General features: G+C 73.0%; 18 protein-coding genes. 7 read left to right on the forward strand and 11 right to left on the reverse strand.

Annotated elements, in window-relative coordinates; translation table 11 throughout:
• The first annotated feature begins 4 nt into the window (after positions 1–4).
• Positions 5–2,827 (forward strand): aminomethyl-transferring glycine dehydrogenase, encoded by a 2,823-nt coding sequence (gene gcvP / locus KBX43_RS02925; RefSeq protein ID WP_210882851.1) that lies wholly within the window; start codon positions 5–7, stop codon positions 2,825–2,827.
• 94 nt (positions 2,828–2,921) lie between these two features.
• On the opposite strand, the gene KBX43_RS02930 is transcribed toward gcvP, so the two are convergent.
• Entirely contained in the window at positions 2,922–3,122 is a 201-nt protein-coding gene (locus KBX43_RS02930; protein ID WP_013286363.1) for a DUF5999 family protein, read from the reverse strand.
• 123 nt (positions 3,123–3,245) lie between these two features.
• Here KBX43_RS02930 and KBX43_RS02935 point away from each other — a divergent pair, with 123 nt between their 5' ends.
• Positions 3,246–4,445, forward strand: coding sequence for a chorismate-binding protein (locus KBX43_RS02935; protein ID WP_210882853.1), 1,200 nt, complete (start codon positions 3,246–3,248; stop codon positions 4,443–4,445).
• A gap of 17 nt (positions 4,446–4,462) precedes the next feature.
• Here the strand turns inward: KBX43_RS02935 and pip are convergent, their stop codons facing one another.
• Positions 4,463–5,410 (reverse strand): prolyl aminopeptidase, encoded by a 948-nt coding sequence (gene pip, locus KBX43_RS02940; protein ID WP_210882855.1) that lies wholly within the window; start codon positions 5,408–5,410, stop codon positions 4,463–4,465.
• A gap of 99 nt (positions 5,411–5,509) precedes the next feature.
• Here pip and def point away from each other — a divergent pair, with 99 nt between their 5' ends.
• Positions 5,510–6,019 carry a peptide deformylase gene (gene def / locus KBX43_RS02945; protein WP_064445948.1) on the forward strand — a complete coding sequence of 170 codons (510 nt, stop codon included), beginning with the start codon at positions 5,510–5,512 and terminating at the stop codon, positions 6,017–6,019.
• Here def and KBX43_RS02950 read toward each other — a convergent pair.
• Positions 5,999–6,703, reverse strand: a complete 705-nt coding sequence (locus tag KBX43_RS02950; protein WP_247677083.1) for a GNAT family N-acetyltransferase — start codon at positions 6,701–6,703, stop codon at positions 5,999–6,001. The two genes, def and KBX43_RS02950, sit on opposite strands and share 21 nt — an antisense overlap.
• A gap of 75 nt (positions 6,704–6,778) precedes the next feature.
• A complete protein-coding gene (locus KBX43_RS02955) occupies positions 6,779–7,549 on the reverse strand; it encodes a TSUP family transporter (RefSeq protein ID WP_176722890.1) in 771 nt (256 codons plus the stop codon).
• Between the two features lie 174 nt (positions 7,550–7,723).
• Here KBX43_RS02955 and KBX43_RS02960 point away from each other — a divergent pair, with 174 nt between their 5' ends.
• Positions 7,724–8,503, forward strand: a complete 780-nt coding sequence (locus KBX43_RS02960) for an endonuclease/exonuclease/phosphatase family protein (RefSeq protein ID WP_210882863.1) — start codon at positions 7,724–7,726, stop codon at positions 8,501–8,503.
• Between the two features lie 3 nt (positions 8,504–8,506).
• Here KBX43_RS02960 and KBX43_RS02965 read toward each other — a convergent pair whose 3' ends face one another.
• From KBX43_RS02965 to lanKC, 6 genes are all read right to left on the reverse strand, one after another.
• The gene (locus tag KBX43_RS02965; protein WP_064445951.1) at positions 8,507–9,373 is read right to left on the reverse strand and encodes a bifunctional 5,10-methylenetetrahydrofolate dehydrogenase/5,10-methenyltetrahydrofolate cyclohydrolase; all 867 of its coding nucleotides are present in this window, start codon (positions 9,371–9,373) and stop codon (positions 8,507–8,509) included.
• A 93-nt stretch (positions 9,374–9,466) separates the two neighbouring features.
• Positions 9,467–10,498 carry a hypothetical protein gene (locus KBX43_RS02970; protein ID WP_210882865.1) on the reverse strand — a complete coding sequence of 344 codons (1,032 nt, stop codon included), beginning with the start codon at positions 10,496–10,498 and terminating at the stop codon, positions 9,467–9,469.
• A gap of 40 nt (positions 10,499–10,538) precedes the next feature.
• The gene (locus KBX43_RS02975) at positions 10,539–11,537 is read right to left on the reverse strand and encodes a tyrosine-type recombinase/integrase (RefSeq protein WP_210882867.1); all 999 of its coding nucleotides are present in this window, start codon (positions 11,535–11,537) and stop codon (positions 10,539–10,541) included.
• A 458-nt stretch (positions 11,538–11,995) separates the two neighbouring features.
• Positions 11,996–12,736 carry a hypothetical protein gene (locus KBX43_RS02980; protein ID WP_210882869.1) on the reverse strand — a complete coding sequence of 247 codons (741 nt, stop codon included), beginning with the start codon at positions 12,734–12,736 and terminating at the stop codon, positions 11,996–11,998.
• 134 nt (positions 12,737–12,870) lie between these two features.
• Positions 12,871–14,136: an MFS transporter gene (locus KBX43_RS02985; RefSeq protein ID WP_210882871.1), complete on the reverse strand. Its 1,266-nt coding sequence runs from the start codon at positions 14,134–14,136 to the stop codon at positions 12,871–12,873.
• 328 nt (positions 14,137–14,464) lie between these two features.
• Positions 14,465–17,080: a class III lanthionine synthetase LanKC gene (lanKC, locus tag KBX43_RS02990; RefSeq protein WP_210882873.1), complete on the reverse strand. Its 2,616-nt coding sequence runs from the start codon at positions 17,078–17,080 to the stop codon at positions 14,465–14,467.
• A gap of 285 nt (positions 17,081–17,365) precedes the next feature.
• Here lanKC and KBX43_RS02995 point away from each other — a divergent pair, with 285 nt between their 5' ends.
• The 3 genes from KBX43_RS02995 to KBX43_RS03005 all read left to right on the forward strand — a co-directional run bounded on the left by KBX43_RS02995 (position 17,366) and on the right by KBX43_RS03005 (position 20,009).
• Entirely contained in the window at positions 17,366–17,935 is a 570-nt protein-coding gene (locus KBX43_RS02995) for a hypothetical protein (RefSeq protein WP_210882881.1), read from the forward strand.
• A gap of 16 nt (positions 17,936–17,951) precedes the next feature.
• Positions 17,952–19,202, forward strand: a complete 1,251-nt coding sequence (locus KBX43_RS32015) for a sensor histidine kinase (RefSeq protein ID WP_210882883.1) — start codon at positions 17,952–17,954, stop codon at positions 19,200–19,202.
• 99 nt (positions 19,203–19,301) lie between these two features.
• Positions 19,302–20,009, forward strand: coding sequence for a response regulator transcription factor (locus KBX43_RS03005; RefSeq protein ID WP_043324014.1), 708 nt, complete (start codon positions 19,302–19,304; stop codon positions 20,007–20,009).
• 40 nt (positions 20,010–20,049) lie between these two features.
• Here KBX43_RS03005 and KBX43_RS03010 read toward each other — a convergent pair whose 3' ends face one another.
• Positions 20,050–22,425 (reverse strand): excinuclease ABC subunit UvrA, encoded by a 2,376-nt coding sequence (locus KBX43_RS03010; RefSeq protein ID WP_064445959.1) that lies wholly within the window; start codon positions 22,423–22,425, stop codon positions 20,050–20,052.
• Between the last annotated feature and the right edge of the window lie 23 nt (positions 22,426–22,448).

The raw sequence follows: 22,448 nt of genomic DNA on the forward strand, positions 1-22,448 counted from the left end.
GCGCATGACCGCAGAGCAGTTCGCCGACCGGCACATCGGCCCCGGCCCGGCCGACGAGCGCCGGATGCTGGAGGCCGTCGGTTACGGCTCCGTCGACGAGCTGATGGACGCCGCGATCCCCGAGGTGATCCGCTGGCACGGCACCCTGGACCTGCCCGCCCCGGCCAGCGAGCGGGAGGCGATCGCCGAGCTGCGCGCCCTCGCGTCCCGCAACACCGTCGCCGTGTCCATGATCGGTCTGGGTTACCACGGCACGCACACCCCGGCGGTGATCCGCCGCAACGTGCTGGAGAACCCCGCCTGGTACACCGCGTACACGCCGTACCAGCCGGAGATCAGCCAGGGCCGGCTGGAGGCGCTGCTGAACTTCCAGACCATGGTCACCGACCTGACCGGTCTGGCCACCGCGAACGCCTCGATGCTCGACGAGGGCACCGCCGCGGCCGAGGCGATGACCCTCGCGCGCCGCGCGTCCAAGAGCAAGAGCCCGGTGTACGTGGTCGACGCCGACGCGCTGCCGCAGACCGTCGCGGTGATCACCAGCCGCGCCGAGCCCCTCGGCATCGACGTGCGGGTGATCGACGTGGAGCGCGACGAGCTGCCGGCGGAGTTCTTCGGCCTGCACCTGCAGTACCCGGGCGCGTCCGGCGCGGTCCGCGACGACCGGGCGCTGGTCGACGCGGCGCACGGCGTGGGCGCGCTGGTGACGGTCGCCGCGGATCTGCTGGCGTTGACGCTGCTGCGCCCGCCGGGCGAGATCGGCGCCGACATCGCCGCCGGCACCACCCAGCGCTTCGGTGTGCCGATGGGCTTCGGCGGGCCGCACGCCGGCTACCTGGCGGTGCGCTCCGGGCTGGAGCGGATGCTGCCGGGCCGCCTGGTCGGGGTGTCCCGCGACGTCGACGGCAACCCGGCGTACCGGCTGGCGTTGCAGACCCGCGAGCAGCACATCCGGCGGGAGAAGGCGACCAGCAACATCTGCACCGCGCAGGTGCTCCTCGCCGTGATGGCCGGCATGTACGCCGTCTACCACGGCCCGGACGGGCTGCGCGCCATCGCCCGGCGTACCCACGAGGCGGCGGCGCGGCTCGCGGCCGGGCTGCGCGCCGGCGGCGTGCGGGTCGCGGACGTCGCGTTCTTCGACACCGTCACCGCGACCGTGCCGGGCCGGGCCGCCGACGTGGTGGCCGCCGCGGCGGCGCGCAACGTGAACCTGCGGCTGGTCGACGCCGACCGGGTCGGCATCTCCTGCGACGAGACCACCACGCCCGCGCACCTGCAGGCGGTGTGGGCGGCGTTCGGCGTCGACGGGTTCGACGGCGAGGTGGACGCGGCCCTGCCCGGCGGGCTGGCCCGCACGTCGGAGTTCCTCACCCACCCGGTGTTCCACAGCCACCACTCGGAGACGGCGATGCTGCGCTACCTGCGCCGCCTGGCCGACTTCGACTACGCGCTGGACCGCGGCATGATCCCGCTGGGGTCGTGCACGATGAAGCTCAACGCCACCACCGAGATGGAACCGATCACCTGGCCGGAGTTCGCGCACCTGCACCCGTTCGCGCCGCACGCGCAGACCACCGGGTACCGGGAGCTGATCGCGCAGCTGGAGGGCTGGCTGGCCGAGGTCACCGGCTACGACGCGGTCAGCGTGCAGCCCAACGCCGGGTCGCAGGGTGAGCTGGCCGGGCTGCTGGCGATCTGCGGCTACCACCGCGAGCGCGGCGAGGCCCACCGCGACGTGTGCCTGATCCCGTCGTCGGCGCACGGCACCAACGCCGCGTCCGCCGTGATGGCCGGCATGCGGGTCGTGGTGGTCGGCTGCGACGCCGACGGCAACGTCGACCTGGTCGATCTCGACGCGAAGATCGACAAGCACCGGGACGCGCTCGCCGCGATCATGGTGACGTACCCGTCGACGCACGGCGTGTACGAGACCGGCATCGCGCAGTTGTGCGCGAAGGTCCACGACGCCGGCGGTCAGGTGTACGTCGACGGCGCGAACCTCAACGCGCTGGTCGGGTTCGCCAAGCCGGGCCGGTTCGGCGCGGACGTGTCGCACCTGAACCTGCACAAGACGTTCTGCATTCCGCACGGCGGCGGCGGCCCCGGCGTCGGGCCGGTGGCGGTGCGTTCGCACCTGGCGCCGTTCCTGCCCGGCGACCCCCTCGGCGCCCGCGCCGACGGGCGGCCGGCGATCTCGGCGGCCAACCACGGGTCGGCGGGGATCCTGCCGATCCCGTGGGCGTACCTGCGGATGATGGGCGCCGACGGGCTGGCCCGCGCCACCGGCGTGGCCGTCCTGGCCGCGAACTACGTGGCGGCTCGGCTGCGTAACCACTTCCCGGTGCTGTACGCCGGCAACAAGGGCCTGGTCGCGCACGAGTGCATCCTGGACCTGCGTCCGCTGACCAAGGCCACCGGGGTGAGCGTCGACGACGTGGCGAAGCGGCTGATCGACTACGGCTTCCACGCGCCGACGATGTCGTTCCCGGTGGCCGGGACGCTGATGGTGGAGCCGACCGAGAGTGAGGACCTGGCCGAGCTGGACCGGTTCTGCGACGCGATGATCGCGATCCGGGCGGAGATCGACAAGGTCGGCTCGGGGGAGTGGCCGGCGGGGGACAACCCGCTGTCCAACGCGCCGCACACCGCGGCGATGGTGTCGGCCGACGAGTGGCCGCACCCGTACCCGCGGTCGGTGGGCGCCTACCCGGCGGGCGTGGACCGGGCGGGCCGCTACTGGCCTCCGGTGCGGCGCGTCGACGGCGCGTACGGCGACCGGAACCTGGTCTGCTCGTGTCCCGCGCCGGAGGCGTTCGAGGACTGAGCGGCGAACGCCGGGGCGGTGGGCTCTCGCCGCCCCGGCCGGCGCGCCGGCCGGTCATGACCGGCGCGTACGCTCACTGACGCTGCGTGATGGCTCAGGCCACGAGAGCGTGACGGGCCGGACCCCGGTGCGGGGCGATGGTGCGTCCGTCGGGGAGCAGCTCACCGGTGTCCTCGAAGACGATGACACCGTTGCAGAGCAGGCTCCAGCCCTGCTCAGGGAAGCAGGCGAGGACGCGGGCGGCCTCGCGGTCGGTCGCGTCGGCGGAGGGGCAGGTGGGCTGGTGCTGACACATCGGGTTCTCCGGACTGTGGGGGCACTGTGTCATGGTTCACATGACCAGTGACGCACAGTACCAAGGAAAACTGAGCGGCAACGAGCAAGGATGCGTCTTGTTCACCGAGAATGGGCTGAACGGATGACCCGTAACGGGCCAGACGTTGTGGAAGCGCTCCCACAGGTGGAGGTCGATACCCCCGGCGCCCCGCCCGGATGCCGTCGCCGACTGGTCGAGACGGCCCGCCTGCACTGGTCCGCCACCGACGGCGGCGACCCCGCTGACCTGGCACAACGCTTCCTCGCCGCGCACGGCGTCACCCGCGACGACCTCACCCGCCCCGGCCGCCACGACCCCGACGACGCGGTCTGCGGCGCGGCGCTCTACCTGTCCGCCGCCGCCGGCGCGTACACCCTCGGCGTGTCGCCCGGCGCGCCGAGCCCCGCGCCGACGCTGCCCGACCTGGTCGTGGTCGTCTACCACCACACCGATCGGCCCCCGCCGACCCCGCCACCGGCCCACGCCGGCGGGTGGCGGCTCGGACCGTGGCGCGACAGCTGGACCCCGGCCGCGCACGCCGCCGCCGTCGACGCGGTCCGCGCCGCCATCGCCCGCGGCGACGTCTACCAGACCAACCTCGTCGGCCACGCCGCCGCCCCGTACACCGGCGACCCCCGGCCGGCGCTGGCCCGCCTCGCCGCGCTACCCGGCGCCCGCTACGGCGGCACCCTGCACGGCCCCGGCTGGGCGCTCGGCTGCGCCTCCCCGGAAACCCTCATCGCCGTCGAACACGGCCGCCTGGTCACCCGCCCCATCAAGGGCACCCGCCCGGCCACCCCCGCCGGCCGCCGCGAGCTGCTCGCCTCCGCCAAGGAACGCGCCGAACACGTCATGATCGTCGACCTGGAACGCAACGACCTGGCCCGCGTCGCCCGCACCGGCTCGGTGCGCGTCGACGAGCTGTTCGCCGTACGCCGCTGGTGTGACCTGTGGCAGGCGGAGTCCACGGTGTCCGCGGCGCCCGCCGACGGCCTCGGCCTGGCCGACCTGCTGCGCGCGGTCTGCCCCGGCGGCTCGGTCACCGGCGCGCCCAAACGCGCCGCGCTGGCGCAGATCGCCGCGCTGGAGCCGGTCGGACGCGGCGCGAGCATGGGCGCGCTCGGCTGGGTCGGACGCGACCGCCTCGACCTGGGCCTGACCATCCGCACCGCCGCCGCCGACGGCGACCTGCTGCACCTGTGGGCCGGCGGCGGCATCACCTGGGACAGCGACCCGGCCGCCGAGGTCGCCGAGGCCGCCGCCAAGGCCGCCCCGATCCGCGCCCTGCTCGCCGGCCGGTAGCGGCCGTGCGCGGCGGCTCAGCCGGCGGCGAACGCGTCCAGGGCGGCGACCACCCGCTCGCTGATGCCGTGCCCGCCGCCGTGCCCGCCGGACTCCACGATCTCCAGCCGCGCATCAGGCCAGTCCCGGGTCAGCAGCCAGGCGATGTCCGGCGGGCCGCTGACATCCAGCCGGCCCTGCACCAGCACCCCCGGAATCCCCGCCAGGCGGCCCGCGTCGCGCAGCACCTGCCCGTCCGGCTGGAAACCCCGGTTCGCGAAGTAGTGCGTCACCAGCCGGGCGAACCCGTACCGGAACACCGGATCGGCGAACCGCGGATCCGGCGCGTACCCGCCCGCGAGGGACACGTGCACGTCCTCCCAGTCGCACCAGTCCCGCGCCGCCCGCTCCCGCACCGCCGGGTCCGGGTCGTCGAGCAGCCGCGCGTACGCCGCCGACAGGTCACCGTCCCGGTCGGCCTCCGGCACCCCGTCACGGAACCGCGCCCACTCCTGTGGGAACACCCGGCCCATGTCCCGGGTCAACCACTCGATCTCCCGGCTGGTGTTGGCGACCACGCTGAACAGCACCAGCGCGCTGACCCGCTGCGGGTGCCGCTGCGCGTACGCCAGCGCCAGCGACGACCCCCACGACGCGCCGCACAGCAGCCACCTGTCGATCCCCAGGTGCGCGCGCAGCACCTCCATGTCGGCCAGCAGATGCCCGGTGGTGTTCACCGACAGGTCCGTGGCCGGATCCGACGCCAGGGGAGTGCTGCGCCCACAGCCACGCTGGTCGAACAACACGACCCGGTATGCGGCCGGGTCGAACAGCCGCCGCCACCCCGCGCCCGCGCCCGAACCCGGGCCGCCGTGCACCACAAGCGCCGGCCGGCCGTCCGGATTACCGCACGTCTCCCAGTACACGCGCTGCCCGTCCCCGACGTCCAGCATCCCGTGGGCGTACGGCTCGATCGGCGGATACATGCGGCGGCCTCCCAGCGTCGGTGTCCGCACACCCTACGAGCGTCGCCGCCCCGGCGGGTGCCCCCCACCGCGCGGTAAGCAACGGATAGCCTTCCGGACATGACTATGCGCCCGATCCGGATCATCGGCGACCCCGTGCTGCGCACCCCCAGCGAACCCGTCACCAGCTTCGACGCCGAACTGCGCGCCCTCGTCACCGACCTGATGGACACGCTGCTCGGCGCACCCGGACGCGCCGGCGTCGCCGCGCCCCAGATCGGCGTCAACGCCCAGGTGTTCGTCTACGACGCCGACGGCCGGCGCGGCCACATGATCAACCCCACGTTGGAACTGTCCGACGAACTCCAGGACGACGACGAGGGCTGCCTGTCCATCCCCGGCCTGTACTTCCCGACCCCCCGCGCCCTGCACGCCACCGCCCACGGCTACGACCAGCACGGCGAACCCCTCACCATCACCGGCAGCGGCTTCCTCGCCCGCGCCCTGCAACACGAGACCGACCACCTGCGCGGACGCCTCTACGTCGACACCCTGCGCGGCGACACCCGCCGCCGGGCCCTGCGCGAGATCCGCGCCGGCCGGTTCGACTCACCCAGCCGCGGCCGCTGACGTCAACGCGCACTCGGTGAACCCGGCAACCCGGGAGAACCCCAACCGCTCGTACAGCCGCACCGCCGCCGCGTTGTCCGCCCGCACGTTGAGCGTCACGTGATCCACCGACGTGCGCAGCCGCGCGCACAACGCCGCCACCACCCCCGCGCCCAGACCCCGACCCCGCACGTCCGGATGCGTCGTCACGTTCCCCAGCGCCGCCACCCGCCAGCGCGGCGAGAACACGTGCACCCCCGCCACCGCCACCAGCCGGCCCCGCTCCCGCGCACCCACGTACTGGCCCGTGTCCAGCATCCGCGGATCGAACCAGTTCCCCGGATACGCCACCGCGTACAACCCGGAAAGCTCCGCCGCGTCCGCCGGCCCCAACGGCTCACCCACCGCCGGCACCGCCGCCAACCGACCCGGATCCGTCAACGCCATCCGGTGATGCGCCGCCGCCTCCGACACCACGAACCAGCGGCCCACCACCGCCTCCAGACCGGGGGACAGGTGCGCCCACATCCGCGCCGGCAACACCGGCGCCGCCTCCGCCAGCAACCCCGCCAACTCCGGCACCCGATCCGGCGCCGCGAACGCCAGCAACGTCGGCAACTCCACCCCGTGATACAGCAACACCACCTGGTCGCCACGCCGGAACCACGACGTGTACGGCCAGAAGAAATCGTCCAGATCACCCAACTTGCAACACCGGATCCCGGCCCAGCAGACCCGCCAGCACCGCCCGATCGTGCTCCGCCCGCACCGCCACCGCGATCAGCCCGCCAACCACTGGTCGTAACCCAACCGGGCCACCAACGCCAGCACCACCACCAGCAGCACCACCCGCACGAACCCCGCACCCCGCCGCAACGCCATCCGCGCGCCCACCGCCGCCCCCACCACGTTGCACACCGCCATCGCCGCACCCAACGCCCACCACACGTGCCCCGTCAACCCGAACACCACAAGCGCACCCAGATTCGTACCCGCGTTCACCACCTTCGCCATCGCCGACGCGTGCACGAAATCCGAACCCAAAATCGCCGTGAACGCCAACACCAGAAACGTGCCCGTACCCGGACCGATCAACCCGTCGTACAGGGCGATGCCCAACCCGGCCACCGCCACCGCCACCACCACCCGCCCCGGCGTGCGCCGCGGCGACGACACCACACCCAGCGACGGCCGCGCCATCACGAACACCGCCACCGCCACCAGCACCACAAGCACCACCGGCCGGTACGCGCCACCCGGCACCGCACCCGCAAGCGCCGCACCCAACCCCGCCGTCAGCACCGCCAACCCCGCCGCCGGACCCGCCACACCCCAGTCCAGCTTCGTCCGCCGCGCATACGTCACCGCCGCCGTCGACGTACCGAAAATCGCCGCCAGCTTGTTCGTGCCCAACGCCGTCGCCACCGGCACACCCGGCGCCGCCACCAGCAACGCCGGCAACAACAACAGACCACCGCCACCCACCACCGCGTCCACCCACCCCGCGACAAGGGCAGCGGTCAGCAACGTCGTCAACGACAGGGCATCCACCGCCGCATTCTGCCCACCCCGCCACCAGCGACAACGCCACCTGTGGCAAGCCTCACCGGCCCCGACGACGCCGCAACCACACCCCCACCGACCCCACCGCCACGAACACCAGCATCGAACAGCACAACAGTCTCAGCACCCGGCAAGACTGCCACGACGACGTAGGGTGTCCAGGTGCGCCTGGCCACCTTCAACCTGCTGCACGGCCGATCCCTCACCGACGGACTCGTCGACCCCGACCGGCTCACCGCCGCCGTCACCGCCCTCGACGCCGACGTCCTCGCCCTCCAGGAAGTCGACCGCGACCAGACCCGCAGCGGCAAACTCGACCTCACCGCCCTGGCCGCCCGCGCCCTGCACGCCGACCACCACCGCTTCGCCGCCGCCGTCGTCGGCACCCCCGGAGAACAGTTCCGCCCCCTCACCCACGACGACGACGGCCACGGCGAACCCCTCTACGGCATCGGCCTGATCAGCCGCCACCCCGTCCGCTCCTGGCAGGTCACCCGCCTACGTGCCGCCCCCGTCCGCTCACCCATCTACGCACCCGGACCCGGCGGCGGCCTCATCCTGCTCCGCGACGAACCCCGCGTCGTGCTCGCCGCCGTCCTCGACACCCCCCACGGCCCCCTCACCGTCGCCGCCACCCACCTGTCCTTCGTCCCCGGCTGGAACGTCTGGCAACTACGCCGCGTCATCCGCGCCCTGCGCGCCCTGCCCGCACCCCGGATCCTGCTCGGCGACCTCAACCTGCCCGCCGGACCCGCCGCCGCGCTCACCCGCTGGCGACCCCTCGCCCGCCGCCCCACCTACCCGGCCGGGCAACCCCGCGTCCAACTCGACCACATCCTCGCCGACCGGCACGCACTCGACCGGCTCCCACCCGTCACCGCCGTCCACACACCGCTGGCCACCATCTCCGACCACCGGCCCCTCGTCGTCGACCTCGGCTGACGCTCAACCCAGCCCGGCCTGCCGCCGCGCCGCGTCCACCGCGTTACGGAACAACATCGCCACAGTCGTCGGACCCACCCCGCCCACACGCGGCGTGATCGCACCCGCCACCTCGGCACACGACTCGTCCACGTCCGGCAACAACCGCCGCCCCTCGTACCGCACCCCACCACCGACCACCACCGCACCCGGACGCACATGCTCCGGCCGCACGATCCCCGGCACCCCCGCCGCCGCGATCAGGATCTCCGCCCGCCGCGTGTACCGCGGCCAGTCCGCCACCCCCGTGTGCACCACAGTCACCGCAGCGTTCGCCGTCGGCCGCTTCTGCGCCAGCAACATCGCAAGCGGCCGACCCAACGTCGCACCCCGGCCCAGGATCACCACCTCCCGGCCCGCCACCGGCACACCGTGGAACGCCAGCAACGCCTCGATCCCCGCCGGGGTACACGGCAACGGACCCGGCAACCCCAACGCCAGCCGGCCCATGTTCACCGGATGCATCCCGTCCACGTCCTTGTCCGGATCCAGCACCGCCAACGCCCGGTCGTAGTCCAGATGACCCGGGATCGGATACTGCACCAGCACCCCGTGGACCGTGGCGTCCGCGTTGAAATCCGCCAGCACCGCATGCAGATCCGCCTGCGACGCCGACGCCGGCAGATGCACGTGCGGCGACACGAAACCCAACTCCGCCGCCTGGCGTTGCTTGATCCGGATATAACCCGCGCTCGCGTCGTCGTCACCCACCAGCACCGTCGCCAGCGCCGGCGTCACCCCCGCCGCACGCAACTCGGCCACCGACGCGGCGACCTCCGACAACACCCGCTCCGCCACCGGAGCACCCGGCAACAACCGCGCAGAAGACATACGACACCTCGCCCGCAGGGGCCCAGGCGGTCGACCCCCACGACGAGCTCCCCGATGGTTCACCCATCCCCGTGCCGCCAGTCGCGTTCCCCCTCAGCCTGCCACAGCCTCCGCCGCCACCGCATCCACCACCACCTGCCACCCCGGCAACGCCGCCAGCAGACCGTCCGCCCGCCGCCGCCGATCCGCCGCCGACGCCACACCCAGATCCGCCAGCACCGCCTGGAACGCCGGCCGCAACGCCCGCTCCCGCTCCGGTGCCACCGTGCCCAACACCACATGACACCGCGCGTACGTCACCAGCACCCAGAACATCGCCTCCCGATGCTGGCCCGCCTCGATCAGCTCAACCGCACCGTCGAACACCACCGGACGCCCCGCCGCACCCAGATCCGCCCCGAACGCGAACCCCTCCCGCGGCAACCGCGCCACCTCCTCGAACACCACCGCCAACCCGGCCAGATGCGCCCGCACCCGCGCCGGACCCAACCCCACCCCGCCGCCGTCGAGCGTGTCCAGCAACCCCGGATACCGACCGGCGAACCCGAACCGCGACAACACCCGCTCCGCCCGCACGTACCGCCGCCGCACCGTCGGATCCACCAGCCCCGCCACCGCCGGCCACACCGCCAGCAACGACGTCGGGAACACCCACGCCAACACCTGCTCCGCGGTTGGCAGCTCGGCGTCGACCGCCCGCAACCCGGCCTCGATCCGCCGCCGCACACCCGCACACCGCGCCCGCACCCACACCGGATCCGCGAACCCCGCTGCCACCCGCTCCCGCACCGCGCCCAACCGGCCCGACGGATCCGCGATCACCCCATCGGTACGCAACATCGGCGCGAACACCCACGACCCCAGCACATCCTCCGGGCCGCCCAACTCCGCCCACGTGATCGTGCTGACCTCCAGCAGCACCCCCCGATGCACGAACTTGCCCACCTTCACACCGGGCTCCTGGCGCACCAGCAACACGTCCACGTCCGACCACGGCGGCAACAACGCTTCGTCCGGCAACCCCACAGTCGACCCGCTGAAGAACGCCCCCTCGATCGCCGGATCGACGCGCATCCGCTCCCGTACCCACCCGGCCGCCACCGCCCGCGCCGCACCCACCCGCATCCGCCCGATCCTGCCAGCCCGGCAGACCGCCGCGCGGCCCTCACCGCGGCGGCGCCAACCCCGACAACGCCCGATTGGTGCGGTTCGCCGCCACCGCCGCCCGCTGCTGACCCGCCGTCACCTCGATGTATGTCTGCGACGACGCCAACGACGCATGCCCCAGCAACCGCATGATCTCCGCCGCGCTCGCCCCGTCCTCCGCCAACCGCGTCGCGAACGTGTGCCGCAGCGCGTGCAACCGCGCGCCCCGGGGCACGCGGTCACCGATGCCCGCCCGCCGGTAACACGACTCCACCAGGTACTGCAGCCCACCCCGCCGCAACGCCTCACCCTGGCGGTCCACCAGGAACGCAGCGTCCAGCCGCACACTGCGCGCCCCGAACCGGAGCCGCCGGCTGTCCAGATAACCCGTGAGCACCCGGTCCACGGCATCCTCGATCGGCACCGTACGCGGCCGCCCGCCCTTGCCCGTCACGTCCACCCGCCGCTCGCCGTCGCGACCCGCCACCGACGACACCCGCAGCGCCAGCAGTTCCGACAGGCGCAACCCGGCGCACAACGCCAGCGCCAGCACCGCCAGGTCGCGCTCCGGCCACGGGTCACGCTGCCGGCCCTCCGCCCGGGCCACCGCCGCCAGCAGCTCCTCCGGGGTGTCCTCGCCCCGCAGCGGTTTGGGCCGGGGGAGCGGCGTACGGGGTCGCCCCACCGCCGGCATCGGATTGCCCGGTACGACGCCCTCGGCCACCAGGAACGTGAAGAAACTGTTCCACGTCGACCAGGCACGATGGACCGACGCGGCGGCGCGGGGAGCGGCGAACCGCGCGAACGCCGCGCGCATCACCCTGGGGGAGAGGGAGCTGACCGCGACCCGGTCCAGGGGGAGGGGAGTGGCGTCGCCGTCGGCGGCGATCAGCTCGGCCACCGCGGTCAGATCCCGCCGGTACGCGGCCAGGGTGTGGGGGGAGGGCTTGCGGGTGGCCCGGGCGGTCAGGAACTCCTCGATCAGAGCGCCTACCGTTTCGTCCGGTTTGTCATGCATAAGGGATATTATGCATGATTCTCGCGTTCCCGCCAGGTTCCCGCCAGGAGGCTTTCCCCGGGGGGAGCGAGGTCGATCGGTCGATGATCAACTCCACTTCGCCGAAGTGGCGGCAACCAGGCGCTCCGATGCTGCCACCTCGGCGAAGTGGCGGCAGTGACGCCCGTCGACACTCGGTCGGCGCCAGGGAGAGCGGGCGAAAGAGGGCCGGCGCCCTCTCTGCTCCGGCGATCATGAGGTTGGCGGCGACAAATGGGACAGCATTCGCGGTCAACCTCATGATCGCCGGAGCGGTGGATGGGTTGAGAGTGCGGCGTCGGCGGGCCGCGCCTAGGTGTGCGGTGCGACGGGGCAGCCGGCCGGACCTCCAAGCCCCGGAAGGTCAGCCGCCTCGCGAGGACGTCCGGGGAGGCGCGCCGGAGCTCTACTTGACATAATGTGCATTATCGAATCGCGGCTCAGGAGGGCTTTACGTCTTCGCCGAGGGTGTCCGACATGACCTTCAGAAGCGCGGCCAGCCGTGGCTGGTGACCTCCGGCCTGCAGTCTCGCGAGTGCCGCGTCCACCTCTGCCTTGACCGCCTGCCGCTGCGACACCTGCCCCGAGTCGAGCGCCTTCTGGACTCGCGGTGTCAGGTCGGCCAACAACGTCAGGGCCTCCGTGTCCGGCGTATCCGCGTCGTCGGACAGTTCCGGGGCCTGCTGCCGGACGTCTGCGAATCGCCCTGCCCCGAACCGGGCCAGGGCGTCCGCCACGTCGTCCGCCGGCTGCCGCACCTGATCGAGGTCGAGCAGCTTCAGGGCCGGCCGCCCGTCGACCGGGCTCCGGCTGGTGAGCGGGCTCCGGCTGGTGAGCGGACGGTCGATCGTCGCTGCGGTGGCCGGCACCAGCAGCACCTTTGCGGCTCTCTGGTTCCGGCCACGGGACGGTAGCGGCTGGTCGAGCACGACAGCGTCGATCTCGGCCCATGCCACGAGCCGGTTGAGCCCGGCGACCCGCAGATCCAGTCCGTCGGCTCCGATGCGGAACCGGAACGGCCTGAGCTGGTAGGCGACGAACAGGCCGGCCGACACCAGCCAGAGGCCGAGAAGGATCCATCGTCCGGTCGACGCGGAAGTGTGGTACAGCAGCGGGAGCGCGCCGACTCCGAAGACCGTGAGGCCCCTCCACAGCTTCTCTCGGCTCCTACGCAGCTCCATGCCGGCACCTCGTCCCTTGTGGCCTGTCCTGGGAGGGGCCCTACATGGTGGCACGGGCGAGGCGCTCTCGTGATCATCCGAACGTCCCCGGAAAGACCAGCACCTCTCCCCTGCCTGCCGGTACGAAGATCAGCTCAGACCGGCTGCGGGTCGCGGCGCTCGGCCTCGCCGGGCTCCGGGGCATCCTCGACGGCCCGCAGGTCGGGCATGGCGCGTACGGCGGGCGCGACGGCCGCGCCGACGGCGAGCGCCAGCATGACGGCCGCGAAGCTGCCGAACACCACCGGCGCCGGTACGCGGTCGATCAGCAGGCCGGACAGGGCCGGGCCGAACGGCGCCACGATCAGCGCGATGAAGCTGGTCGCGGCGTTCGCTCTCCCCTGCAGGTCGCCGGGGGTGAGCAGGGTCTGGAGGGTCAGCATGCTGATGTTGGCGGCCGGTACGACCAGGACGCAGGCGCCGGCCAGCGCGCCCAGGACCAGTCCGTTGTCGGTGGTGGCCATCGCGGCGGTCAGCACGGCGCAGGCCCAGACGACGGCGAGGACCAGCCAGCGGGTGGGTACCCGGGCGGTCAGCCAGGACGCGACGAGTGATCCGGCGACGGCGCCGAGGCCGACGCATGCCATGACGGTTCCGGCGGACAGGCCGGAGGCGCCGTTGCGGACCGGCACGACGATGATCGCCAGCAGGACGCCCGCGAACGCGAAGTTCAGGACGGCGCCGCAGAGCAGCGTGAACCGCAGCGACGGTTGCCGCCACAGGAAACGGACCCCGGCTACGGCCTGCCGGGGCAGGGACTCCCCCGGCGTGGTCGCCGACCGGCCGAGTGGGCCGCGCAGCAGGGCCACGGCGACCAGGGAGACGGCGTACGAGAGCGCGTCGACGAGGAACGGCAGTGCCGGGGCGAGGCCGAACAGGAAGCCGCCGAGCGGCGGGCCGGCGAGGTGGACGACGCCGTTGCGGGTCTCGTTGAACACGGTGGCGGTACGCAGGTCCCGGGCTGGGACGACGGCGCGGGTGGCGGCCGCGGCGGCGGGTTGCAGCGCGGCGCCGAGGCCGGCGGTGGCGGCGGCGAGGACGGCGATGAGCAGGACTGGCGCGTGTCCGACGAGGGCGAGCACGGTGACGCCGGTGACGGCGAGCAGCGCGCCGGCGTCGCAGCAGAGCATGAGGATGCGCCGGTCGCGGCGGTCGGCGAGCAGGCCGGCGGGCAGGAGTACGAGGACCAGGGCGATGCCTTCGGCGAAGGCGACGAGGCCGGCGTCGGTGGCGGAGCCGGTGGTCAGCAGGACGAGCAGCGGCGTGGCGACGGCGGTGACCTGGGTGCCGAGTTTCGACGCGGTGCGGGCGACGGTGATGAGGAGGAAGTCGCGGTTGTGTCGTAGGCCGGTGGGCGGCATGGGGGCTCCGTGTGCGTGGTGGCGGGCGGGATGCCGGCTTCACCGGGCCGGGTTGACGACGGACCCGGGCGGGCGGTGGCCGCCCGCCCGGGTCGCCAGGCGGATCAGGTGTGGCTGGGGCTGGTGGCCCGTTCGCCACTGCCGTCTCAGCCGTTGCAGCAGGCGATGCTGATGCTGCTGGACTGCGGCGGGACCGCGTGGCGGGTGCCGTTCTGCGTGGCCATGGCCTGCAGGTTGAGGAGCTTCGTCATGGGGGTTCACCTCCTTCTCGGGTGTGGTGGGTTGACCGTCGGTGGTTCCGACGGGGTCTGTGGGCGCCGGGCGGGGTTCAGCTCGCGGCGAGGAGGTGGCCGGTGGGTGCGACGTGTGTGGGCGCGTCGAGGAAGGGCAGCGTCACGGCGGTGCGGTGCAGCGCGGCGTGCATGGCGGACAGGATTCCGGCGCCGCCGGCGGCGAGGTCGGTGGAGATGCGCAGCAGGGTGTCGCCGGGGAACGCGAGGTGGCCGTCGAGGGCGTAGGCGTGCCAGGCGAGGCGGGTCAGGTGCGCGGGGACGTGGTGGGGCGCGTCGTCGCGGACGAGTCCGACGGGGCCGTGCGGGGTGGCGCGGCGCGGTGGGTCGTCGGTGAGCAGGGCGGCGGTGGCGAGGAGTCCGGCGCGGCCGTGGAAGAGGCCGGGCAGCAGGACGAATTCGACGTCGATGGTGCGGCGGACGGTGGTGACGATGTCGCGCAGCCACTGGCGTTCGCCGTGGCGGAGCAGTGTGTGGGCGGCGACGGCGATGCCGGCGCTGCCTTCGTCGAGGTAGAACAGCCGTCGTGCGCCGTCGCGTACGTGGAGGTTGCCGTTGTCGTCGCGGACGGTGTGTTGCAGGTCGCGGCGCAGGGCGGTGCGGGCGGCGCGGAGCCAGGCGGGGTCGCCGGTGGCTTCGTGCAGGCGGGTGAGGAAGGTCGCGGGGCCGGACCAGCCGTGGAGCAGGCCGGGGCGGGTGGGTTCGGGTACGGGTTGCGTGGTGTCGCCGGTGAGGGTGCGGGCGAGTCGGTCGCCGATGTGCAGGGCGTCGTCGGGGGCGGGTCGGCCGGGGCGCAGCAGGGCGAGTCCGATGCCGGCGAGGCCGCTGTGCAGGCCGGGGCCGTAGCGGTGGTGCAGGCCGGTGCGACATCGGTCGAGCAGTTCGTCGGCGTCGTCGTGGCGTCCGGTGCGGTCGAGGAGGGCGGCGATGCCGGCGAGGCCGTCGTAGAGGCCGAGGTGGGCGGCGGGTAGGCGGTGGGCGGCGCGGGTGAGCCAGTCGAGGTGTTCGTCGCGTTCGGGGTAGTCGACGCCGGTGGTGACGAGTGCCCAGATGATGCCGGCGGCGCCGTGCGCGAGGGTGGCGCCGCCGTGCGGGAACTGGCCGGGGTCGCCGGGGAAGAGCCGGTCGGTGCGGTGTGGTGTGGCGGTGGCGCGGATGCCGGCGGCCAGGGATTCGATCAGCTGGCGCGGGTCGGCGGACCACTGGTGGCGGGTGACGCGGCGGCGGCCGGGCGTGGGTGGGTGCAGTGCGGTGCGCAGGTCGTCGCGGATGCGGTCGAGGTATCCGGGTGGTAGCGGGAAGCGCCGGGCGATCGTGAGGAGGTCGTCGAACTTGTCGTCGCTCAGGGCGGCGAGTGGTGTCAGTGGTACGAAGACGGCGAGGCGCAGGCAGGCGAGGGCGTAGGTGTCGACGGCGGTGCCTCGGCGGATGCGGGGGGTGGCGAAGCCGGGGTCGCCCAGTGAGGGGGTGAAGTCCTCGTCGGCGAGGTACGCCTGTTCGAAGTCGACGAGCACGATCCGGCCGTCGGGGCGGATCATGATGTTGGCGGTGTGCAGGTCGCCGAAGACCACTCCCCTGGCGTGTATCCGGGCCAGGGCTGCCTGGACCTGGTCGATGACGTCGAGTGCCCAGGTGGTGTAGTCGGTAAGGTCCTGCTCGGTGGGGTCGGGGTGGATGAGTGGGTGCCGCATGGCGAGGTGGTGTTGGAGGGTGTCGCCGTCGACGTGCTCCTCGACCAGGAACTGGTGTTCCCACCAGGTGAGGCAGTCGAGTAGTTGGGGGACGCAGTCGAGGCCGGCGAGGCGCCGCAGCATGGTCTCTTCGCGGCGCAGGCGGGTGAGCGCGTCGGTTCCGGCGCCGTCGAGTCCGGCGTGCGGGCGGGCTTCGCGCAGGACGACGGTGCGGCCGTCGCGCAGGTCGGTGGCGCGGTAGACGCCGCCGGCGTTGGAGTGGTGCAGGGCTTCCTCGATGCGGTAGGGCGGTTCGTCGTCCGTCTGCGCGTCGACAGCGGCGACGGCGGCGATGTGTTCGGCGACGAAGTCGGGCACGGGGGCCCAGTCGGGCACGGTGAAGACGGGTTCGCGGCGGTCGGGGACGAGGGTTCCGTCGGGGCGTGCGACGGCGGGGACGGGCTGGTCGCCGTCGACGCACCAGAGTTCGGCGAATCCGCCGTAGCGCAGGTAGAGGGGTCCGTCGTGCCAGCGCAGGTCGCTGAGGACGTAGGGGCCGCGGTAGCCGGCGAGGCGGGCGCCGAGGTCGTCGAGGACGCGGCGCAGGGCGGCGTCGTCGGCCGGGTAGAGGGCGGCGAGTTTGCCGCTGCCGGCGCGGTGGGCGTACTTCTCGTTGTTGACCAGGGCGAGGCGGCGGCTGCGTTGGAACTTGAAGGCGACCCGGTGGGTCACGCAGTGTTCGCGTACCAGGTCGAGGACGTCGGCGGCGTCGTCGAGGTTCACCGACACGTGGACTTTCCAGCCCTGCTGGGGCAGCTGCGCCTGCGGCGGGTGCCACATGATCCAGCCGCCGTGTTCGGCGACGCGCCAGCCGTCGGGCGGGGTCTGGTCGGCCAGCGGGAACCGGCTCGCCGTGTCGGCGACGTACGCCGGTGAGTCGACGTGGACCGGGTCGGCGATCAGGAACGCTCCGGGCGTGGGCATGGCAAACCTCGCGGCCGTGACGAATGGGTTGGGTGTCCGGGGCGGTTCGGTGTGTTGCCGTTGTCGCCTGGACTGGTTCCATCGTGGTGGTAGCCGGCCGGTCCTGGCGTCCGGCCGTGGGGCGAGGTTCGGGGTCCGTCGCGGCCCGGTGGTGGGCGTCGGGGGTCCGTCTGGAAGGTGACACCGGATGTCACCCGGTACGGGGACGTCCGGCGGGCCGGTGTGGACCAGAATTTCTCGCGTACGCGGGCTGTTCGCCCGCATTTCCTTCTGTGGAGGTCTGTGATGAGGACCGAGGTTCAGTCGCCGCCGGTGGTGGTGTTCCTGCAGGCGCAGCGGCCGGCGGGGTGGGTGACCGTCGCGCGTGGGGTGCCGTTGGACGGACGGCGGTGTCTGCTGAGGACGGTGGGTGCGGGCCGGGCGCGTTCCGGCGACGCGGTGCGTCTGGTGGGGGTGGCCGGCGGGGACGCGCGGTCGCTCGCTGTCGCCGAGGTGTCGGTGTTGCACCGTGACGGGGCGGACCTGGTGATGGTGTCGCTGGCCGGTGCGACGGTTCCCGGTGGGCACGGCACTGATGCCTTGGCGGTGCGGCGGGTGTTGGCGATGCTCGCCGACGACGCGGACGGGCGGTGGCGGGTGGCCGCGGACGCGGCGGCCGACGTCGTGGCGCCGGTCGTGCTGGTGGGGGCGGGCCGGGCGGGTGCGCCGGGCCGGACGGCGGTGCCGGTGACCACGCACCGGGTGGGCGCGGCCACGCCGTCGCCGGACGGTGACGGCGGCGGTGACGGCGACGGCTCGCCGCTGTCTTGGACGTGCCGGTTGTTCGGCATCGGCTGCCCTACGGAAAACTCCTGATCCGACGATGACGTCGGTGACCGGTGCGGTGGCGCCGTCCGCCCCGGCGCGGGCGGCGAGATGGTGGCGTCACGATCTTCTGCTGCTGCCGGTGCTGGGCCTGCTCGACCTGTTCACGGCGTCGTCCGTGGTGATCCAGAGCGAGCCGGTCGGCCCGGCCCGGCAGTGGCTGCAGGTGCTCGCCGCGGTGTTGTCGGTCGGCGCCCTGTGGTGGCGGGCCCGCGCGCCGGTCGCGGTGTTCGCGTTCGAGTGCGTGCACGGCGTGGCGATGTGGTTCCTGCTGCACGACTACCGGCCGTGGGCGGGCCTGATCGTGGCGTTGTACACGGTGGCGGCGTTGCGGCCGCTGGTGGTGTCGGCGGCGGCGTACGCGGCGGCGTGCGCGCGGAGCCTGCTCAGCGCGTTCGACTCGTTCCGGGTGGAGCCGAGTGCGGGCGCGCGGGCCGGGGAGTTCGTGGTGACCGCGTTGATGTTCGCGCTCATCTACGCGGCTGCGTGGGCGGCCGGGTCGGTGGTGCGGCGGCACCGGCGGCGGGTGGCCCAGTTGGAGCGGGAGCGGCGTGTGGCGCGGGCGGAGGCGGTGGCGTTGGAGCGTCGCCGGATCGCCGCGGAGCTGCACGACGTGGTGTCCCACTCGGTGACGGTGATGGTGTTGCAGGCCGCCGGCGCGGCGCGGATCAGCGCGTCCGATCCGGAGCGGACCCGGGAGGCGCTGCTGCACATCCAGCAGGCCGGGCAGCAGGCGATGGCGGAGTTGCGGCGGCTGCTGGCGGTCATGCGGGCCGAGTCGGGGCCGGTGGGCGACGGTGAGCCGGGTCCGCAGCCGCGGCTGGACGACATCGAGGTGCTGCTGACGTCGATGCGGTGCGCGGGGCTGACGGTGACGATGTCGGTGTCCGGCAGCCCTCGGCCGCTGGATCCGAGTATCGAGCTGGCGGCGTACCGGACGGTGCAGGAGAGCCTGACGAACACGCTCAAGCACGTCGGCCGGCGGGCCTGCGCGACTGTTCATTTCGGGTGGCAGGAGCGGGTGCTGTTGCTGCGCGTCGACGACGACGGCTCGGGCCGCGAGGCGGGCGCGGCGGCGGGACTGTCGACCGGTAACGGGCTGGCCAGCCTCGCCGAGCGGCTGGAGCGTGTCGGCGGTCGTCTGGTCGCCGGGCCGCGTGCCGAGGGCGGGTTCCGGGTGAGCGCGACGCTGCCGGTCGCGCAGCACGGCGACCTGGTGGCGGCCTCCGGTGACGGCGGGGCGCCGGCTGTCGGGTGAACGGCGTGTCCGCTGTGCGACATCAGGGTGGCCGCCGCCGCCGGCGTCGATGATCATGTGGTGGGGCCACTGTCCCGGCCGCCGACGACGGGAGCCTTCATGATCCGGGTGCTGCTCGCCGACGACCAGCCGCTCGTACGGGCGGGACTCGCGATGCTGCTCACCAACGAACCTGACATCGAGGTCGTCGCCGAGGCCGACGACGGGGCGCAGGCCGTGGAGGTCAGTCGGCGGCTGCGCCCGGACGTGGTGCTGATGGACGTGCGGATGCCCGGCACCGACGGGTTGGCCGCGACCAGGCTGATGGCCGACGAGCAGCTCATCGACGACCCGCAGCAGCCGGTACGGATCATCATGCTGACCACGTACCACGTGGACGAGGCGGTGCACGCCGCGTTGCGGGCGGGCGCGTCCGGTTTCGTGCTCAAGGACGCCGCGCCCGCCGAGCTGGTGTCGGCGATCCGGGCGGTGGCCGACGGCGAGGCGTGGCTGGATCCGGCGGTGGCCCGGCGGCTGCTCGACGACCTCGCCGCCCGGCCCGACCCGGGACTGCCCACCCCGGTGCAGATGCGCCGGCTCACCCCGCGGGAACGGGAGGTGCTGGTGCTGATGGCGTACGGGATGTCGAACCGGGAGATCGCCGAGCATCTGGTGCTGGGCGACGCGACTGTCAAGACGCACGTCAGCCGGGTGCTGACGAAGCTGGGGCTGCGGGATCGGACGCACGCGGTGGTGGCCGCGTACCAGTGCGGCCTGGTGGAGCCCGGCACGGCGCCGCCGGCCCGGATGGCCGGTCTGTCCCGCTGAGGTCCGCGGCGCGGCCGGGGGTCTCAGCGGGGAACGGCGGTCAGGCGCCGACGTAGTCGGCGAGGTGTTCGCCGGTGAGCGTGGACCGGGCGGCCACCAGATCCGCCGGGGTGCCCTCGAAGACGATCCGGCCGCCGTCGTGACCGGCGCCCGGGCCGAGGTCGATGATCCAGTCGGCGTGCGCCATGACCGCCTGGTGGTGCTCGATCACGATGACGGACTTGCCCGCGTCGACGAGCCGGTCGAGCAGGCCGAGCAGCTGGGCGACGTCGGCCAGGTGCAGGCCGGTGGTGGGTTCGTCCAGGACGTACACGCCGCCCTTGTCCCCCATCCGGGTGGCGAGCTTGAGGCGCTGGCGTTCCCCGCCGGACAGCGTGGTCAGCGGCTGGCCGAGCGTGAGGTAGCCGAGGCCGACGTCGGCGAGCCGGTCGAGGATGGTGTGGGCGGCCGGGGTGCGGGCCTCACCGTCGCTGAAGAAGATCTCGGCCTCGTCGACGGACATGGCGAGGACCTGGCTGATGTCGCGGCCGCCGAGGTGGTAGTCGAGCACGGCGGGCTGGAACCGTTTGCCTTCGCAGTCCTCGCAGGTGCTGGCGACGCCGGCCATCATGCCGAGGTCGGTGTAGATGACGCCGGCGCCGTTGCAGGTCGGGCAGGCGCCTTCGGAGTTGGCGCTGAACAGGGCGGGTTTGACGCCGTTGGCCTTGGCGAACGCCTTGCGGATGGGGTCGAGCAGACCGGTGTAGGTGGCCGGGTTGCTGCGGCGGGAGCCGCGGATGGCGGTCTGGTCGACGCTGACGACGTCGTCGCGTCTGGCCAGGGAGCCGTGGATGAGGCTGCTCTTGCCGGAACCGGCGACGCCGGTGACCACGACCAGGACACCGAGGGGGATGTCCACGTCGACGTCGCGCAGGTTGTGGGTACGGGCGCCGCGGATCGGCAGCGCGCCGGTGGGCGTACGCGGCTTGTCCTTGAGGGTTGCGCGGTCGTCGAGGTGGCGGCCGGTGGTGGTGCCGCTGGCGCGCAGGCCGGCGACGGTGCCCTCGTAGCAGATGGTGCCGCCGGCGGTGCCGGCGCCGGGGCCGAGGTCGACGACGTGGTCGGCGATGGCGATGGTTTCGGGTTTGTGTTCGACGACGAGGACGGTGTTGCCCTTGTCGCGCAGTTGCAGCAGTAGGTTGTTCATGCGGGCGATGTCGTGCGGGTGCAGCCCGATGGTGGGTTCGTCGAAGACGTAGGTGACGTCGGTGAGGGACGAGCCGAGGTGGCGGATCATCTTGGTGCGCTGGGCCTCGCCGCCGGAGAGGGTGCCGGCGGGCCGGTCGAGGCTGAGGTAGCCCAGGCCGATCTCGACGAACGAGTCGAGGGTGTCCCCCAGCGCCTTGAGCAGCGGGGCGACGGAGGGTTCGCGCAGGTCGCGTACCCAGGTGGCGAGGTCGCTGATCTGCATGGCGCAGACGTCGGCGATGCTGACGCCGTTGATCTTCGAGGAGCGGGCCTCGGGGGCCAGGCGGGTGCCGTCGCAGTCGGGGCAGGTGGTGAACGTGATGGCGCGTTCGACGAAGGCGCGGATGTGCGGCTGCATGGCGTCGACGTCCTTGGCGAGCATCGACTTGCTGATGGCGGGGATCAGGCCGGTGTAGGTGACGTTGATGCCGTCGACCTTGATCTTGGTGGGTTCCTTGTGGAGCAGGTCGCTCAGTTCCCGCTTGGTGTAGTCGCGGATCGGCTTGTCCGGGTCGAACAGGCCGCTGGAGCGGAAGATGCGGCCGTACCAGCCGTCCATGCTGTAGCCGGGAATGGTGATGGCGCCCTCGTTGAGGGACAGCTTCTCGTCGTAGAGGACGGTCAGGTCGAAGTCGGTGACCGCGCCGCGGCCCTCGCAGCGGGGGCACATGCCGCCGAGGCGGTTGAAGGTGCCCTTCCTGGTCTGGGTCTTGCCGGGGCCCCGCTCGACGGTGATCGCGCCGGCGGCGCGTACGGAAGGGACGTTGAACGAGTAGGCGTTGGGCGGGCCGATGTGGGGGTCACCGAGGCGGCTGAACAGGATGCGCAGCATCGCGTTGACGTCGGTGGCGGTGCCGACGGTGGAGCGTGGGTCCGCGCCCATGCGTTCCTGGTCGACGATGATGGCGGTGGTGAGGCCCTCCAGGACGTCGACCTCGGGCCGGGACAGGGTGGGCATGAACCCCTGGACGAAGGCGCTGTAGGTCTCGTTGATCAGGCGCTGGGACTCGGCGGCGATGGTGCCGAAGACCAGTGAGCTCTTGCCGGAGCCGGACACGCCGGTGAACACCGTGAGGCGGCGTTTGGGCAGTTCGACGTGGACGTCGCGCAGGTTGTTCTCGCGGGCGCCGAGGACGCGGATGACGTCGTGGCTGTCGGCGCGGTGCAGGCCGGTGGTGGCCTCGCTCATGGTCTCTCCGTCCGGGTCGGGTG

It is taken from the genome of Micromonospora sp. C41 (assembly GCF_018070485.1).
Classification (GTDB): Bacteria; Actinomycetota; Actinomycetes; order Mycobacteriales; family Micromonosporaceae; genus Micromonospora; species Micromonospora chalcea.